Genomic DNA, 17,031 nt, shown 5'->3' on the forward strand with positions numbered 1-17,031 from the left:
GTGTTAAGCACGCCGCCAGCGTTCGTCCTGAGCCAGGATCAAACTCTCCGTAAAAAAATTACAACCAACACTCCGAAGAGCATCAGCGAGTTGATTCTGACTGTCGACTGTCTACTGACAATCTTCAATCCAAAAGGAATTGTCTCCGAACCCACCAGACAAGCTGATGAGTCACGGGGTCAATAAATTGGCATTGACAATGTGCACGCTGTTGAGTTCTCAAGGACCAGACGCACTCCCCACTCGACCCCGAAAGAGGTTCCGCCAGAGAGGCTTTCGTTCTTGGTTGTGACCACCGGTGTGTCGTCGGACCGTGAAGTCCAGTGGCTCATCCCGTAGGAGAGAACCGGTGGAGTAGTCATCCTAGGCGTCGAAGCGATCCAGCGCAAGGCCAGATCTGAACTTCAGTGGAGGATGGTCCCGCTTGAGGGCCGGCGTGCTCTGGGCTTTCGCTCCAGCCGCTCCGCCGCACCTTTGGGGTGACGAGTAAGAACTATACGCAGCGTTCGGCGGCTGCGCCAAGACGGACCACATCCCGGGCGTGTCGCCTTGTGCAACACGTGCCGCCCGGACGCAGCGATGCCCGGCTCCCACCTGGGGAACCGGGCATCGACGAGCGGCGACGATCAGGAGAGCGTCACGCCGGCGAGGGTCTTCTTGCCACGACGGAGCACGAGCACTCCCCCGGGCAGGGCAAGGTCGGCCAGCGGTGCGGTCGGGTCCTCGGCGCGGGCGTTGTTCACGTAGACCCCGCCCTGGTCGATCGCGCGTCGGGCCTCACCGAGGGACTTCACGAGTTCGGTGTCGACGAGCGCGCGGGCGACGTCGGCATCGCCGGGCAACGCCACGGACCCCGGGAGCTCGGCGATCGCCGATCGGAGGGTGTCGGCGTCCAACGCTCCGAGGTCACCGTTGCCGAACAGGGCCGCCGAGGCATCGATCGCCGCCTGCGTCGCCTCGGGTCCGTGCACGACCGCGGTCACCTCGAACGCGAGGGTCCGCTGCGCCTCGCGTCGGAACGGCTCGTCGGCGACGGCCTGCTCGAGGCGTTCGATCTCGGCGCGAGACAGGAACGTGAACTGCCGCAGTCGGGCGATCACGTCGGCGTCCGCCGTGTTGAGCCAGAACTGGTAGAAGGCGTACGGCGAGGTCATGTCCGGGTCGAGCCAGATCGCGTTGCCTTCGCTCTTGCCGAACTTCGTGCCGTCTGAGTTCGTGATGAGTGGCGTCCCGAGCGCGTGCACCGTGGACCCCTCGGTGCGCCGGATGAGCTCCGTTCCCGAGGTCAGGTTCCCCCACTGGTCGGACCCGCCGGTCTGCAGGGTGCACCCGTACTGCAGGAACAGTTCGCGGTAGTCCAGGCCCTGCAGGATCTGGTAGCTGAACTCGGTGTAGCTGATCCCTGCGTCGGAGTTCAGCCGTGCGGCGACGGCGTCCTTCTTCAGCATCGAGTTCACCCGGAAGTACTTGCCGATGTCGCGCAGGAAGTCGATCGCGGACAGCGGTGCCGTCCAGTCGAGGTTGTTCACGAGCCGGACGCCGTTCTCGCCGTCGGGACTGAGGAACCGGGACACCTGCCCCTGCAGGCGCGTCACCCACTCCCCCACGGTCTCGCGGGTGTTCAGCGTGCGTTCCGCCGTCGGTCGAGGATCACCGATGAGTCCGGTGGACCCGCCGACCAGGGCGAGCGGCTTGTGTCCGGCCAGCTGAATGCGGCGCATCGTGAGCAGCTGCAGCAGGTTGCCGCAGTGCAGGGACGCAGCTGTCGGGTCGAAGCCGCAGTAGTACGTGATCGGCTCGCCGTCGAGGGCCTCCTTGAGTGCCGTCTCGTCGGTGGAGACGTGCACCAGATCGCGCCAGCGCAGCTCGTCCCAGACCGAGGCGAAGGTCGGGTCGTTCTGCTGGCGCGTCAGGACATCGTGAGCGGATTCACTGGACACCCAGCCATCGTAGCGGCGAGCGGGGGCCTGGAGGCGCGGTGCGGTCTGGGCCCACGCCGCCGGTTCCGGCGCGACGCGCCAGCGGCGGGCCGGCCGTGCCGGTGGGGATCAGTCGACGGCACCCTTGTGACGCCGGTACGTCGACACCGTCGGGTCGCCCGTGAGCCAGAAGCGCCAGGGGAACCGCGCACCGCCGGCGATGCCGCCGACGCCGGTCCGCGGCCCCCGCGCGATCCGTGGGACCGGACCGGTCCCCGCCGGCCCGGGGAGGGTATCGGACAGGAGTTCCTCGACGACGCGGGTCGGCCCGTCGGAGGCGAGCCGCGCCTCCAGGCCGGGAGCCAGGGTGAGCACGTACGGACCGGAACCGTCGAGGAGGGCGGTGCCGTCGTCCTCGCCGAGGACGGCGCCGAGTGCGCCGCCGAGGTTGCCGGGCCCCCTCGCCAACGCGACGTCGCTGACCGCGGGGCCGCGCCGTCCGCGGGCCGTCTCGATGCCGGCGACGACCTCGGCTCCGCGGAGCAGTGATCCCGAGGACGTGCCGGCGGGTGCGCTCACGACGTTGACGCACGTGTGGATGCCGTACGAGCGGTACGCGTACAGCGTGCCGGGCGGTCCGAACAGGTGGCGGTTGCGCGGTGTCGGACCGCGGTGTCCGTGGGATCCGGGGTCGGTCGGGCCGAAGTAGGCCTCGACCTCGGTGATGCGCAGGACCACGCCCTTGCCCGCGATCGTCGCGCCGAGCAGCGCCGGTGCGGACACCGGTGCGGGCTCGGACAGGAGCGCGAGCGTCGGGTCGGTCATCGCGTGAAGGGCACGCCCTCGGCGAGGTCGTGGACGCGTCGGGTGAGCGACGCGAGCTGTTCCGCGACGCGGTCCGGTGCGGTGCCGCCGATGCCGGCGCGCGATGCGACGCTGCCCTCGATCGTGAGGACGGCACGGACCTCGGAGGTGAGGTGCTCCGAGACGGTCAGGTACTCGGCGTCGGTCGGGTCGTCGAGCTCGATGCCCCGTTCTTCGCAGTACCGGACCAGCGCGCCGGAGATCTCGTGCGCATCGCGGAACGGGACCCCCTGCCGGACGAGCCACTCGGCCACGTCGGTCGCGAGCGAGAAGCCCTGCGGTGCCAGCTCCGCCATCCGGTCGGTGTCGAACGCGAGCGTCGCGACCATCCCGGTGAACGCGGGGAGCAGGACCTCGAGCTGGGCGACCGAGTCGAAGACGGGCTCCTTGTCCTCCTGCAGGTCGCGGTTGTACGCCAGCGGGAGGCCCTTGAGCGTCGCGAGCAGGCCGGTCAGGTTGCCGATCAGCCGACCGGACTTGCCGCGTGCGAGTTCGGCGATGTCGGGGTTCTTCTTCTGCGGCATGATGCTCGACCCGGTCGAGAACGCGTCGTGGAGACGGACGAAGCCGAACTCCTTCGTGTTCCAGAGGATGATCTCCTCGGCCAGGCGGGAGACGTCGATGCCGATCTGCGCGAGGACGAACGCGAACTCGGCCACCACGTCACGGGCAGCCGTCGCGTCGATCGAGTTGTCGGCCGGACGGGCGAACCCGAGCTCCTGCGCGATCGCCGACGGGTCGAGGCCGAGCGAGCTGCCCGCGAGCGCACCGGCGCCGTACGGACTCACGCTCGCACGGTCGGCCCAGTCGCGCAGACGCTCGAGGTCGCGGACGAGCGGCCATGCGTGCGCCAGCAGGTGGTGGGCGAGGAGGACGGGTTGCGCGTGCTGCAGGTGCGTGCGACCCGGCATGATCGCTGCGGGGTGCTCGTTCGCCTGCTGGGAGATCGCGTCGACGAGGTCGATCACCAGGTGCCCGATGCGGCGGCCGTGGTCGAGCATGTGCATCCGGCCGAGCGTGGCGATCTGGTCGTTCCGGCTGCGGCCGGCACGGAGCTTGCCGCCGAGCTCGGGGCCGAGGTCGGCGATGAGCAGCCGCTCGAGGGCGCCGTGGACGTCCTCGTCGCCGTCGTCCGGGCGGAGCGCACCGGTGGCGTGCTGCTCGAGCAGACGGTCGAGGCCCGCGAGCATGCGGTCGAGCTCGTCGGCCGACAGGTACCCGGCGGTGTGCAGCGCTCGGGCGTGCGCCCGGGAGCCGGCGATGTCGTACGGTGCGAGCTGCCAGTCGAACTGGGTCGAGCGGGACAGCGCGGCGAGCTCGGCGCTCGGGCCGTCGGCGAAGCGGCCGCCCCAGAGGGCGCCCGTGTTGGTGGCGTCGGTCTTGGCGGCGGGCTGGTTCGCGTCGGTCACGTCTGGTTCCGTTCGGTGGTGGTTCTTGCTGGTCTGTTTGCTGGTCGCGTCGTGGGTGGGTCGGCCGCTTGCGTCGTGGGTGGGTCGGCTCGGTCAGTTGGCCTGGTCGCGTCTGGCGGCGATCTTGCTCGGCATGGACCAGATCTCGATGAACCCCCTGGCCTGCGACTGGTCGAACGCGTCGCCGGTGTCGTACGTCGCGAGCTCGAAGTCGTAGAGACTCTGGCTCGACCGTCGACCGGTGACGACCGCTCGGCCGCCGTGCAGCTGCAACCGGATGTCGCCCGTCACGTGCAGCTGGGTGTGGTCGACGAAGGCATCGAGGCTCCGCTTCAGACCGCCGAACCACAGGCCGTCGTAGACCAGGTCCGCCCACTCCGCCTCGACACCCCGCTTGTAGCGGTTCACGTCGCGTTCGAGGGTGAGGCTCTCGAGTTCCTCGTGTGCGGCGATGAGCGCGACGGCGGCCGGTGCCTCGTAGACCTCACGTGACTTGATGCCGACGAGGCGGTCCTCCACGACGTCGACGCGGCCCACGCCGTGCTTGCCGGCGAGGGCGTTCAGCTCCTGCACCACGCGCAGCATACTGAAGCGCTGCCCGTCGATCGCCACCGGGACGCCCTGCTCGAAGGTGATCGTGACCTCGTCCGGGTCACGCGGGACCGTGGGGTCCTGCGTGTAGGCGTAGAGGTCCTCCGCCGGGGCGTTCCACGGGTCCTCGAGGAACACCGTCTCCACCGCGCGACCCCACACGTTCTGGTCGATCGAGTACGGCGACCCCGCGCTCTGCTCGATCGGGAGGTCGTGCTGCCGGGCGTAGGCGATCGCCTTGTCACGGGTCAGTGCGAGGTCACGCACCGGAGCGACGCTCGTCAGGTCCGGCGCGATCGCAGCGACCGCGGCCTCGAACCGCACCTGGTCGTTGCCCTTGCCGGTGCAGCCGTGCGCCACGCTGTCGGCGCCGAGCTGCTTGGCGGTCAGGGCGAGGTGCTTCGCGATGAGCGGCCGGCTCAGCGCGGACACCAGCGGGTACCGCTTCTGGTACAGCGCGTTCGCCTTGAGCGCCGGCACGAGGTAGTCGTCGGCGAACTCGTCCTTCGCGTCCACGACGATCGACTCGACCGCGCCGCAGTCGAGCGCACGCTGCCGGATGGCGTCGAGGTCCTCGCCGCCCTGGCCGACGTCGACCGCGAGGGCGACGACGTCCTTGCCGGTGGCGTCACGCAGCCAGCCGATGCCGACGGACGTGTCGAGTCCGCCGGAGTACGCCAGGACGACGCGGTCAGCCACTTCGGTCTCCCTCGATCAGACGGTGGCCGTTGCGACCGGCGTCGGTGCAACGCCAGCGGTGTTCGCGGCCAGGAGCCAGGCGAGCAGGGCCTTCTGGGCGTGCAGACGGTTCTCCGCCTCGTCCCAGATGATGCTCCGCGGGCCGTCGATGACCTCGGCGGTCACCTCGAAACCCCGGTCGGCGGGCAGGCAGTGCATGAACACGGCGTCGGACGCGGCGTGCGCCATCAGGGCGTCGTCCACGCGGTAGCCGTTGAAGGTGTCGAGCCGCGCCTGCTTCTCGTCCTCCTTGCCCATCGACACCCACGTGTCGGTGACGACGACGTCCGCACCGGCGACCGCGGCGACCGGGTCGGTCACGACGAGGACCGAACCGCCGGTCTCGGCAGCGCGGCGCTCGGCGTCCGCCACCACGGCGGCGGCCGGGGAGAACTCGGCGGGAGCGGCGACGCGGACGTGCATGCCCGCCGTCGCTCCGGCGAGCAGGTACGACTGCGCCATGTTGCTCGCACCGTCGCCGATGAAGGCGACCGTCTGGCCGGCGAGGGCGCCGCGGTGTTCGCGGATCGTGAGGAGGTCGGCGAGCAGCTGGCACGGGTGGAAGTCGTCCGACAGCGCGTTCACCACGGGGACCGACGTGTTCGCGGCCATCTCCTCGAGCCCGGCCTGGCCGTAGGTGCGCCAGACGATCGCGGACACCATGCGCTCGAGCACGCGGGCGGTGTCGGACGGGGTCTCCTTGCCGCCGAGCTGGCTGTTCGCCGTCGAGATGATCAGCGGGCTGCCGCCGAGGTCGGAGATCCCGACGTGGAACGACACCCGTGTGCGGGTCGACGACTTGTCGAAGATCACCGCGACGCTCTGCGGGCCGGCGAGGGGCTTCGCTCCCCAGCGGTCGGCCTTCATCTGCTCGGCGATGTCGAGGATCGCGGACTGCTCGGCCTGGCTCAGGTCGTCGTCCCGGAGGAAGTGGCGGGTCATGCGGAGGTCTCCTGAGTGGCGGTGCCCTGGTCGTCGGCTGCGTGCTCGGGAGCGGCGTGCTCGGCAGCGACCGCGGCGAGGCTCTCGGCGAGGATCGACACGAACTCGTCGATCTCGGCGTCGGACACGATGAGCGGCGGCGCGATGCGCAGGCTCGACTCGTTCGGGGCGTTGATGATGAGGCCGCGCTCGAGTGCGGCCGCGTTGACGGCGGCGCCGATCGGGCCGGTCAGGCCGACACCGATGAGCAGGCCGGTGCCGCGGACCTCCTCCACCAGCGGCGACGCGATCCCGGCGATGCCCGCACGGATCCGCTCGCCCTTGGTGACGGCTCCGGCCACGAGGTCGGCACGCTCGATCTCGGCCAGCACGGCGTTCGCCACACGGGTGCCGAGCGGGTTGCCGCCGAACGTTGAGCCGTGCTGTCCGGCCGAGAACAGGTCGGACGCCCAGCCGAACGTGACGAGTGCGCCGATCGGGAAGCCTCCGGCGATGCCCTTGGCGATGGTGATGGCGTCCGGCGTGAACCCGTGCCCCTGGTACGTGAACCAGTTGCCGGTCCGGCCGACACCCGTCTGGATCTCGTCGAGGATCAGGAGCGCACCGTGCTCCTCGGTGAGGCGACGGGCGGCCAGCAGGAACCCCTCGGGCAGGTCGACGACGCCGGCCTCGCCCTTGATCGGCTCGACGATGAGCGCGGCGACGGTGTCGTCGATCGCGCCCTCGAGCGCGTCGACCGTGGAGTCGATGTGCTCGACGCCCGGGACCATCGGCAGGAAGTCCTCCTGCAGCGCGGGCTTGCCGGTGAGCGCGAGCGCGCCCATCGTGCGCCCGTGGAAGCCCTGCTTCAGCGCGAGGATCCGGGTCTTCCGACCGTCGGCGCCGCGGTTGAGCCGCGAGAGCTTGAAGGCGGCCTCGTTCGCCTCTGCTCCGGAGTTGCCGAAGTAGACGCGGCCGGCCTCGCCCGCACCCGTGATGCGCTTGAGGCGTTCGGCGAGCTCGAGCTGCGGCGGCGTCGCGAAGTAGTTCGACACGTGCACGAGCTTCGCGGCCTGGTCGCTGATCGCCTCGACCAACGCGGGGTGCGCGTGACCGAGGGAGTTGACGGCGATGCCGGCGAGGAAGTCGAGGTACTCGTTGCCGTCGACGTCCCAGACGCGGCAGCCCTGCCCGCGCTCGAGCATGATCTTCGGCGGGGTCAGGGATCGCATGAGCGACGCCCCGAACCGGTCGTTCCAGGTCTCGGTCTGCGTCTCGGTGCTCACTGCTGCTGTCCCTTCTCGGTCGTGCTGGCCACGTGTTGGCCGGTGGTGCTGGTCGTCGACGGTGCTGCGACGCGTCGGCCGATCTCGGCGTGCGTCATCTGGTTCTCGGTTCGTCGGCTCGGGTCCGGGATCACCTCGGTGCCCGCGCCGCGCAGGGTGAAGACCTCGAGGAGGATCGAGTGCGGGATCCGACCGTCGATGATCGTCGCGCCGCCGACCCCGCCGACCACGGCATCGAGGCACGCGGTCATCTTCGGGATCATCCCCGACTCGAGCGACGGCAGCAGGGCGCGGAGTTCCTCGACGGCGATGAGGTCGACGATCGAGTCGCGGTCCGGCCAGTTCCGGTACAGCCCGGGGACGTCGGTGAGCATCATGAGCTTCGACGCCTTGAGCGCGATCGCGAGCGCCCCGGCGGCCGCGTCGGCGTTCACGTTGAGTGCCTGGTCCGGGTGGGCGTCGTCGATGGCGATGCTCGACACCACCGGGATGCGGCCGGCCTCGATCGCGGCGAGCACGCCGGAGGGGTCGACGTGCGTGATGTCGCCGACGTGACCGAGGTCGAAGTGCTCGCCGTCGACGACGACGCCCTTCTTCTCGCCGGTGAACAGCGAGCCGCCGTCCCCGAACACCCCGACCGCCAGGCCGTCGCCGTGCTCGTTCATCAGGTCGACGATCTCGCGGTTGACCTCGCCTGCGAGCACGTCGCGGACGACCGTGATCGCCTCGGTCGTGGTCACGCGGTAGCCGCCGCGGAACTCGGACGCGATGCCCTGTTCCTTCAGCGCCGCCGAGATCTGCGGGCCACCACCGTGCACGACCACGGGGTGCAGGCCGGCGTACCGGAGGTAGACCATGTCCTCGGCGAACGCGCGCTTGAGGTCCTCGTTCACCATGGCGTTGCCGCCGAACTTGATGACGACGATCTTGCCCGAGAACCGCTTCAGCCACGGCAGGGACTCGATGAGGGTCGCGGCCTTGACGGTCGCGAGCTCGTGCTCTTCTTCCTTCGAGAGGATGCTGTCGTCGGCCATCAGCTGGAGTACGCGCTGTTCTCGTGGACGTAGTCGTGCGTGAGGTCGTTCGTCAGGATCGTCGCCGAGAACGGTCCGACCCCGAGGTCGATGAGCACGTCGGTGTCACGCGGTGTCAGGTCGACGCTGTCGCTCGGCTGGTCCGGCGCCCCGGCGTGGCAGACGCGGACCCCGTTCATCGAGACGTCGACCGCGTACGGGTCGAAGTCGGCGTCCGTGGTGCCGATCGCGGCGAGCACCCGGCCCCAGTTGGGGTCGTTGCCGAAGACCGCGGCCTTGAACAGGTTGTTGCGGGCGACGCTGCGGCCGACCGTCACGGCGTCGTCCTCGGTCGCGGCGTTCACGACGTGGATCGCGATGTCGTGGCTGGCACCCTCGGCGTCCTGCTGCAGCTGCCGAGCGAGGTCCGCGCAGACGGCGGTCAGGGCTTCCTGGAAGTCACCGACCTCCGGTGTGACGCCGCTCGCGCCGGAGGACAGCAGCACCACCGTGTCGTTCGTCGACATGCAGCCGTCCGAGTCGACCCGGTCGAAGGTGACACGGGTGGCGGCGCGGAGTGCCTGGTCGAGCTCGTCCGAGCCGACCACGGCGTCCGTGGTGATCACCACGAGCATCGTCGCGAGTCCGGGGGCGAGCATGCCCGCGCCCTTCGCCATCCCGCCGACGGTCCAGCCGTCCTCGGTCACGACGGACTGCTTCGGCTTCGTGTCGGTGGTCATGATCGCGGTCGCAGCGTCCGGACCGCCGTCGGCCGACAGCGCCGCACTCGCGAGGTCGACACCCTTGAGCACGTTGTCGCGGAACGTCTGGTCGCCGACACCGATGAGGCCGGTCGAGCAGACGACGACGTCGCCGGCGCCGATGCCGAGCGCCTCACCGACCGCCTCGGCCGTCATGTGCGTGGTCTGGAACCCGAACGGACCGGTGAAGCAGTTCGCACCGCCGGAGTTCAGGACCACCGCACGGGCCACGCCGTCACCGACGGCCTGACGCGACCAGATGACGGGGTGTGCCTGTGCACGGTTGCTGGTGAAGACCGCCGCCACGGCGGCGTCGGGTCCGTCGTTGACCACGAGGGCCACGTCGGGCTTGCCGCTCGTCTTGAGTCCGGCGGTCACGCCGGCTGCGCGGAACCCCGCTGCCGCGGTGACGCCCTGGAGGTCCGACTCGCTCTGGGTGGTCTGGCTTGCGTCGGTCACGGGGCGACTCCGTCCACGCTGAGGCCGAGGGTCTCCGGGAAGCCCAGGGCGATGTTCGTCGACTGGACCGCGGCACCGGCGGTGCCCTTGGCCAGGTTGTCGAGGGCGCTCACCGCGACGACGCGGCCGGCAGCCTCGTCGACCGCGAGGCCGACCAGGGCCGTGTTCGCACCGATGGTGTCGGCGACCCGGGGGAACTCGCCCTCGGGCAGCAGGTGCACGAAGGGTTCGTCGGCGTAGGCCTGCTCCCAGGCGAGCCGGACGTCGCGGGCGCTCACACCGGGGGCGAGCTTCGCCGTCGTCGTCGCGAGGATGCCGCGGGACATCGGGACGAGGACCGGCGTGAACGAGATCGTCACGTCGGACGCACCTGCGACGACGAGGTTCTGCTGGATCTCCGGGATGTGCCGGTGCTTGCCGCCCACCGCGTACGCGCTCGCGGAGCCCATGATCTCGGACGCCAGGTAGGTGTTCGCGAGCTTCTTGCCGGCGCCGCTCGGGCCGACGCTCAGCACGGCCACGATGTCGTCCGACTCGACCAGTCCGGCCTGGATGCCCGGCTGGATGCCGAGCGTCACCGCGGTCACGTTGCACCCGGGGACGGCGATCCGCTTCGTGCCGACCAGCGCCGATCGCTGCCGGCTCTGCGCCTGGATGTCGTCGACGTCACGCCACTCGTCCGCCGAACCCGGGGTGGGTGCGGCGAGCAGGAGCTCGGGGAGGCCGTAGGTCCACGCGCCGTGGTAGTCGCCGCCGTAGAACGCTTCCCATGCGGCCGGGTCCGTCAGCCGGTGGTCCGCGCCGCAGTCCACGACGAGCGTGTCGTCGCCGAGCTCCGCGGTGATCGCCCCGGACTGCCCGTGCGGCAGCGCGAGGAAGACCACGTCGTGTCCGCGCAGGGTCTCCGCCGTCGTCTTCTCGAGGGTCAGGTGCGACAGCGAACGGAGGTGCGGCTGCGTCGCGATCAACGGCTGTCCGGCGTTCGAGAACGCCGTCACCGTCCTGACGTCGAACTCGGGATGGGCGGAGAGCACGCGCAGGAGCTCACCGCCCGCGTAGCCGGAGGCTCCCGCCACGGCGACGGATACGGACATGGGATTCCACCTTTGGTCGGACTGGTCGTCGAGAGAGTCGGAGGCGGCGGCCCCGGGCGGTGCTGGTCCCGATGGGATCAGTCGCGCAGGGTCGCCCCGAATCGCTCGCCGGCACGTCGGACGGCGCCGTCACGGGCCTCGGAGGCCTCGGCAGCGGTCAGCGTGCGGTCCGTGGCACGGAAGCGCAGGGCGAACGTCAGGGACTTCTGTCCCTCGTCCACGCCCGTGCCCCGGTAGTCGTCCACGAGCCGAGCATACTCCAAGAGGTCTCCGGCACCAGCCCGGACCGCATCCAGTACTTCGCCCGCCGGTACGTCGGAACCCACCACGAGGGAGAGGTCCTGCGTCGCCGCCGGGTAGGACACGATCGGTGCCACCGACACCAGCTCCGGCGCCGCTGCGACGAGGGCGTCGAGGTCGAGTTCGACGACGGCGACCACGCGCGGCAGGACTGCGGCCTCGGTCAGCTCGGGCAGCAGTTCGCCCGCGACGCCGACGACCGTGTCGCCCACGAGGAGCGACGCCGCGCGCCCCGGGTGCAGGGACGGGTGCGTCGTCTGCGCCACGGTCAGCTCGACGCCGACCGCCCAGGCGACGGTGCGGGCCACGTCGAGCGCGTCCGCGATGCCGTACGGCTCCGGCTGGACGCCGGGCTGCTTCACGACGCGGTTGCCGGTGAGCAGTGCGGACACGTGGAACGGCTGCGGCGGCAGGGCGGCGTCGAGCGCAGCAAGGGTCTCGCGGTCCGGCAGGGTGCCACCGGCCGGGACCGTGTCCGTGCCGAGCGTGACGCCCTGCACCGGCAGGAACACCCGCGAGGTCTCGTAGAGCGCGACGTCGACGAGGCCACGCGACACGTTCCGCCGGGCCGCGTCCACCAGCGCCGGGAGACCGCTGCGGCGGAGCAGACTCTGCTCGCTGTCGAGGGCGTTCGCGAGCACGACGCTCGGACCGCCCTCCGGGTCGATCCCCGGGTAGGCGTCCTGCGTGGCCTGCGAGACGAACGGCGCGGTCACGGCCTCGACGAGTCCGTCCGCGGCCAGCGCGGCGGCCACGCGACGGCGTGCCTGCTGGTGCCCGGTCAGACCGCGGCCGGGCGGGGCGACCGGCAGGACGCTCGGGATGCGGTCGTAGCCGACGATGCGCGCGACTTCCTCGACGAGGGTGGTGTCGTCGGTGAGGTCCGGACGCCAGGTCGGCGGGGTCACGGCGAGGACTGCACCGTCGACGTCGACCGTCGCACCGATCGCGCGGAGGGTGTCGATGACCTCAGCGTCGGTGTACTCGACGCCGATCATCTCGGCCGGGCGCGACAGCCGCATGGACACGGCCGGTCGCGGCGTGGTGTCGACGAGCGTCGACCCGAGCGCGTCGGCCGTGCCGCCCGCGAGCTCGACGAGGAGCTCGACGGCACGGTTCGCGGCGGCCTCGGCGACGAGCGGGTCGACGCCACGCTCGAAGCGACGGGACGCCTCGCTCGGGAGCTTGTGACGACGGGCCGTGCGGGCGATCGAGACCTGGTCGAAGCCGGCTGCCTCGATCAGGACGTCGGTCGTGCCGTCGGAGATCTCGGTGCGGGCGCCACCCATGACGCCGGCGAGGCCCACGGGACCCTGGTCGTCGGTGATGACGAGGTCCTCCGGGTCGAGCGTCCGTGTCACGTCGTCGAGGGTCGTCAGGGTCTCGCCCGCTGCGGCACGGCGGACTCCGAGGCCGCCCTGGACCTTCGCGAGGTCGTACCCGTGCAGTGGCTGGCCGAGCTCGAACATGACGTAGTTCGTGATGTCGACGGGGAGCGAGATCGAGCGCACGCCTGCGAGGGCGAGGCGGGACACCATCCACGCCGGGGTCTTCAGCGTCGGGTCGATGCCGCGGACGACACGGGTGACGAACGTCGTCGCACCGACACGGCCACGGATCGGGGCGCGGTCGTCGATCGTCACGGCGAGGCCCTCGGCGCCGCGGGGCGTGACGCGGTCGACGGGGTCGTGGAAGCTCGCACCGGTGGCGTGCGCGTACTCGCGGGCGACCCCGCGCATGCTCAGCACGTAGCCGCGGTCCGGCGTGACGTTGATCTCGACCGCGGCGTCGTCCAGGCCGAGGAGCGCGATGGCGTCCTGGCCGACCTCTGGTTCCATGCCGAGGTCGGCGAAACGGAGGATGCCGTCGTGCTCGTCACCGAGGCCGAGCTCGCGCGCCGAGGCGATCATGCCGTCGGACACGTGCCCGTAGGTCTTGCGGGCGGCGATCGGGAACGGCCCGGGGAGCACCGCGCCGGGCAGCGTCACGACGACGAGGTCGCCCACGTCGAAGTTGTGCGCACCGCACACGATGCCACGGGGTTCGGGCTCGCCGACGTCGACCTGGCACCAGTTGATCGTCTTGCCGTTCTTCTGCGGCTCGGGTTCTCGCTCGAGCACGCGGCCGACGACGATCGGACCGGTGAGGTCGTAGGTGTGGACGTCCTCTTCCTCGAAGCCCACCGACACGAGCGCCGCGTGGACGTGCTCGAGGGTGACGTCGTCGGGGAGGTCGACGGACTCGCCGAGCCAACGGAGTGGGACGCGCATCAGACCACCGTTCCGAACTGCTGCGAGAAGCGGATGTCGCCCTCGAGGAAGTCACGCATGTCGTTCAGGCCGTTGCGGAACTGCAGCGTCCGCTCGATGCCCATGCCGAACGCGAAGCCCTGGTACTCGTCCGGGTCGATGCCGGCCGAACGCAGGACATTGGGGTTGACCATGCCGCAGCCACCCCACTCGACCCACCGCGCGCCGCCCTTGGCGTTCGGCTGCCAGACGTCCATCTCGGCGCTGGGCTCGGTGAACGGGAAGTAGTTCGGGCGGAGGCGGATCTGGGCCTCGGCACCGAACATCTGGCGGGCGAAGTGCTCCAGCGTTCCGCGCAGGTGCGCCATCGTCAGGCCCTTGTCGATCGCGATGCCCTCGACCTGGGTGAACACCGGCAGGTGCGTGGCGTCGAGCTCGTCGGCGCGGTACACGCGACCAGGGGCGATGACGTAGAGCGGGAGGTCACGGGAGAGCAGCGAGCGCACCTGCACCGGCGACGTGTGGGTGCGCATGACGAGGTGCCGCTCGACCGGCTCGACGAAGATCGTGTCGGCCATCGCCCGGGCGGGGTGGTCCGGGTCGAAGTTCAACGCGTCGAAGTTGAACCACTCGTGCTCGAGCTCGGGGCCCTCCGCCACTTCCCATCCCATGCCGACGAAGATGTCGGCCACGGTCTCGTTGAGGAGCGAGAGCGGGTGCCTGGAGCCGGGCGCGCGGCGGGTGGGGAGCGCGGTGACGTCGACGCGCTCGGCGTCGAGCCGTGCGCGTTCCTCGGCCTCGGCGAGCACGGACTCCTGCTCGGCGACGGCCTTGTTCACCTGCCCACGGGCCTGGCCGACGAGCTTGCCCGCTGCGGCCTTCTGCTCCGGCGGCACGCTGCGCATCGACGCGTTCATCCGCGCCAGCGCGGACTGCTCGCCGGTGTGCTCGGCCCTGGCCTGCTTCAGCTCGGCGACGGTCGTCGTGGCACGGACCGCAGCGAGGGCCCGGTCCACGGCGTCGGCGACGGCCGATTCGCTGATCTCGAGAGGTTCTGACACGAGGCCCAAGCCTACCGGCCCCTGGGATACCGCCGTCCTGTACCGGACGGACTGGGGAGGGTCGTCGCGATCAGGCGCCTGTGGAGGGGTGGGCGGTGCGCTGCGCGAACGCCGACTCGTACAGGCAGACGGACGCCGCGGTCGCGAGGTTCATCGACTCCGCCCTGCCGTAGATCGGCACCTTCACGGCGCGGTCGACGAGCGCGAGGTCCTCCGCGGTGAGCCCACGGGCCTCGTTCCCGAAGACCCACGCGGTCGGGCCGTCGAGCATGCCGTCCGCGCGGACCTCGGGCAGGTCGTCGCCCGAGACGTCCGCGGCCAGGATCGTGTACCCGAGACCCCGGGCACGGGACACCGCGTCGGCGAGCGTGACGCCGACCGACACCGGGACGTGGAAGAGCGATCCCGTGGTCGACCGCACGACCTTCGGGTTGTACGGGTCGACGCTGCGACCGGTGAGGACCACGGCGTCGGCACCCGCGGCGTCGGCCGCGCGGATGATGGTGCCGGCGTTGCCGGGATCACGGACCTCTTCGAGGATCGCGACGATCCCCGGCAGGCCGCCACGCGCCTCCAGGCCGGCACCAGCGTCCGGGAAGACGTCCTTGACCGACGTCGGGAACTGCTGGCACACCGCGACGACGCCCTGCGGCGTCACCGTGTCGGCCATCGCGTCGAGCACCTGCTCCGTCACGAACCAGGTGTCGACCGGCGCGTCGTCGAGCGCGTAGCGCGCGGCCGCCGTCGGGGTGACGTAGAGCTCGCGGAGGAGCTCCGGGCGGTACTCGATCGCCTCGCGCACCGCCTGCGGCCCTTCGAGCAGGAACAGGCCCGTCTCGGCGCGCACGTCCTTCTTCGACAGCGCTGCGACGGCACGGACACGGCCGGCCTTGGGGTTCTCGAGGAGATCGCTCACGGGACAAGTCTAGGAACGACGAAACCCCCGCCGGACCGGCGGGGGTTTCGCGAGCAGAAGAACTGACTACGCAGCCTTCGGGGCCGACGTGTCGGCCGGGAGTGCCTTCTTGGCGGTCTCGACGAGCGCCGCGAACGTCTCGGGGTTGTTCACCGCGAGGTCCGCGAGGATGCGACGGTCGACCTCGACGCCGGCAAGGCCGAGGCCCTGGATGAGGCGGTTGTAGGTCAGGCCGTTCGCACGCGACGCAGCGTTGATGCGCTGGATCCACAGGCGACGGAACTCGCCCTTCTTCGCGTGACGGTCACGGTACGCGTAGACGAGGGAGTGGGTGACCTGCTCCTTGGCCTTGCGGTACAGACGCGAACGCTGGCCGCGGTAGCCCTCGGCGCGCTCGAGGATGACGCGGCGCTTCTTGGCGGCGTTGACCGCTCTCTTTACTCGTGCCATTGATCTATTCCTTTACGTTCCGGGGGCTCAGTGGCCGAGGAGCTTCTTGACGTTCTTCGCGTCAGCCTTGGCGAGGACCTGGTCCTCGTTGAGGCGGGCCTTGCGCTTGGCAGACTTGACCTCGAGGTTGTGACGCATACCGGCCTGCTGCTTCATGATCTTGCCGCTGCCGGTGACCTTGAAGCGCTTCTTCGACCCGGAGTGGGTCTTCTGCTTGGGCATGGTGGTGCCTTTCCGTGGGATGGATGGGGAGCCGCGTCGTTGCGGGGTCGGTCGGTGGGACCTATTCGGCGGGAGCTTCGGCCTGCTCGGACTGGGCCGGCGCGTCTGCGTCGCCCTTGCCCTTCGCAGCGTGCTCCGACGCACGACGCTCGGCCTTCTCGGCAGCGCGCTTGGCGTTCTGCTCGCCCTTGACGTCGGACTTGTTCTTGAGCGGGGCGATGATCATCGTCATGTTGCGACCGTCCTGGGTCGGACGCGACTCGACGACACCGAACTCGGCGATCTCCTCGGCGAACTTCTGGAGGAGACGGACACCCTGCTCCGGACGCGACTGCTCGCGGCCACGGAAGAGGATCATCGCCTTCACCTTGTCGCCACCGAGGAGGAAGCCCTCGGCACGCTTGCGCTTCGTCTCGTAGTCGTGCACGTCGATCTTCAGGCGGAAACGGACTTCCTTGAGGTCCGTGTTCACCTGGTTGCGACGGGCTTCCTTGGCCTTCTGAGCGGCCTCGTACTTGAACTTGCCGTAGTCCATGATCTTGGCCACGGGCGGCTTCGAGTTCGGCGCGACCTCGACCAGATCCAGCTCGGCTTCCTGCGCGAGGCGCAGTGCGACGGCGATGGGGACAACGCCGACCTGCTCGCCCTGGGGTCCGACAAGACGGACCTCGGGGACGCGGATTCGGTCGTTGGTACGGGGATCGGGAATGCGGAGCTCCTTCAATCAGGTGGTGGCCGTCCGGGGCGTTTGCCCTGGGCGACGGCACGAGAGAGGAGA

At 70.2% G+C, this 17,031-nt stretch carries 15 protein-coding genes; all 15 read right to left on the bottom strand.

All coding sequences use genetic code 11. From position 1 onward, the window contains the following. Window positions 1–626: 626 nt before the first annotated feature. The 15 genes from tyrS to infC all read right to left on the bottom strand — a co-directional run bounded on the left by tyrS (window position 627) and on the right by infC (window position 16,977). Window positions 627–1,940, bottom strand: a complete 1,314-nt coding sequence (gene tyrS / locus ABIC61_RS10845; RefSeq protein WP_144752709.1) for a tyrosine--tRNA ligase — start codon at window positions 1,938–1,940, stop codon at window positions 627–629. A gap of 108 nt (window positions 1,941–2,048) precedes the next feature. Beyond that, window positions 2,049–2,744, bottom strand: coding sequence for a DNA-3-methyladenine glycosylase (locus ABIC61_RS10850; protein ID WP_354029903.1), 696 nt, complete (start codon window positions 2,742–2,744; stop codon window positions 2,049–2,051). Then, a complete protein-coding gene (argH, locus tag ABIC61_RS10855; RefSeq protein WP_354029904.1) occupies window positions 2,741–4,192 on the bottom strand; it encodes an argininosuccinate lyase in 1,452 nt (483 codons plus the stop codon). The genes ABIC61_RS10850 and argH overlap by 4 nt, the downstream gene beginning before the upstream one ends. A 93-nt stretch (window positions 4,193–4,285) precedes the next feature. Further along, window positions 4,286–5,482 carry an argininosuccinate synthase gene (locus tag ABIC61_RS10860; protein ID WP_354029905.1) on the bottom strand — a complete coding sequence of 399 codons (1,197 nt, stop codon included), beginning with the start codon at window positions 5,480–5,482 and terminating at the stop codon, window positions 4,286–4,288. Between the two features lie 15 nt (window positions 5,483–5,497). After that, complete coding sequence (gene argF, locus ABIC61_RS10865) at window positions 5,498–6,463, bottom strand: ornithine carbamoyltransferase (protein ID WP_354029906.1); 966 nt, start codon at window positions 6,461–6,463, stop codon at window positions 5,498–5,500. Further along, window positions 6,460–7,728 (bottom strand): acetylornithine transaminase, encoded by a 1,269-nt coding sequence (locus ABIC61_RS10870; protein ID WP_354029907.1) that lies wholly within the window; start codon window positions 7,726–7,728, stop codon window positions 6,460–6,462. The genes argF and ABIC61_RS10870 overlap by 4 nt, the downstream gene beginning before the upstream one ends. After that, window positions 7,725–8,762 carry an acetylglutamate kinase gene (argB, locus tag ABIC61_RS10875; protein ID WP_144752724.1) on the bottom strand — a complete coding sequence of 346 codons (1,038 nt, stop codon included), beginning with the start codon at window positions 8,760–8,762 and terminating at the stop codon, window positions 7,725–7,727. Before argB ends, ABIC61_RS10870 begins: the two co-directional genes overlap by 4 nt. Continuing rightward, on the bottom strand, window positions 8,762–9,961 hold the full coding sequence (gene argJ / locus ABIC61_RS10880) for a bifunctional glutamate N-acetyltransferase/amino-acid acetyltransferase ArgJ (protein WP_354029908.1): 1,200 nt from the start codon (window positions 9,959–9,961) through the stop codon (window positions 8,762–8,764). Before argJ ends, argB begins: the two co-directional genes overlap by 1 nt. After that, the gene (locus ABIC61_RS10885) at window positions 9,958–11,055 is read right to left on the bottom strand and encodes an N-acetyl-gamma-glutamyl-phosphate reductase (protein WP_097181086.1); all 1,098 of its coding nucleotides are present in this window, start codon (window positions 11,053–11,055) and stop codon (window positions 9,958–9,960) included. The genes argJ and ABIC61_RS10885 overlap by 4 nt, the downstream gene beginning before the upstream one ends. A 77-nt stretch (window positions 11,056–11,132) precedes the next feature. Then, window positions 11,133–13,625 (bottom strand): phenylalanine--tRNA ligase subunit beta, encoded by a 2,493-nt coding sequence (gene pheT / locus ABIC61_RS10890; protein ID WP_354029909.1) that lies wholly within the window; start codon window positions 13,623–13,625, stop codon window positions 11,133–11,135. Further along, entirely contained in the window at window positions 13,625–14,665 is a 1,041-nt protein-coding gene (pheS, locus tag ABIC61_RS10895) for a phenylalanine--tRNA ligase subunit alpha (RefSeq protein ID WP_354029910.1), read from the bottom strand. Before pheS ends, pheT begins: the two co-directional genes overlap by 1 nt. Window positions 14,666–14,735: 70 nt before the next feature. Further along, the gene (locus ABIC61_RS10900; RefSeq protein ID WP_354029911.1) at window positions 14,736–15,581 is read right to left on the bottom strand and encodes a TrmH family RNA methyltransferase; all 846 of its coding nucleotides are present in this window, start codon (window positions 15,579–15,581) and stop codon (window positions 14,736–14,738) included. Window positions 15,582–15,647: 66 nt separating this feature from the next. Beyond that, window positions 15,648–16,031: a 50S ribosomal protein L20 gene (gene rplT / locus ABIC61_RS10905; protein ID WP_022908516.1), complete on the bottom strand. Its 384-nt coding sequence runs from the start codon at window positions 16,029–16,031 to the stop codon at window positions 15,648–15,650. 27 nt (window positions 16,032–16,058) lie between these two features. Further along, the gene (rpmI, locus tag ABIC61_RS10910) at window positions 16,059–16,253 is read right to left on the bottom strand and encodes a 50S ribosomal protein L35 (protein WP_022903519.1); all 195 of its coding nucleotides are present in this window, start codon (window positions 16,251–16,253) and stop codon (window positions 16,059–16,061) included. A 61-nt stretch (window positions 16,254–16,314) separates the two neighbouring features. Then, window positions 16,315–16,977, bottom strand: coding sequence for a translation initiation factor IF-3 (gene infC, locus ABIC61_RS10915; RefSeq protein ID WP_354029912.1), 663 nt, complete (start codon window positions 16,975–16,977; stop codon window positions 16,315–16,317). Window positions 16,978–17,031 lie beyond the last annotated feature (54 nt).

This window comes from Curtobacterium sp. 1544 (assembly GCF_040544915.1).
Classification (GTDB): domain Bacteria; phylum Actinomycetota; class Actinomycetes; order Actinomycetales; family Microbacteriaceae; genus Curtobacterium; species Curtobacterium pusillum_C.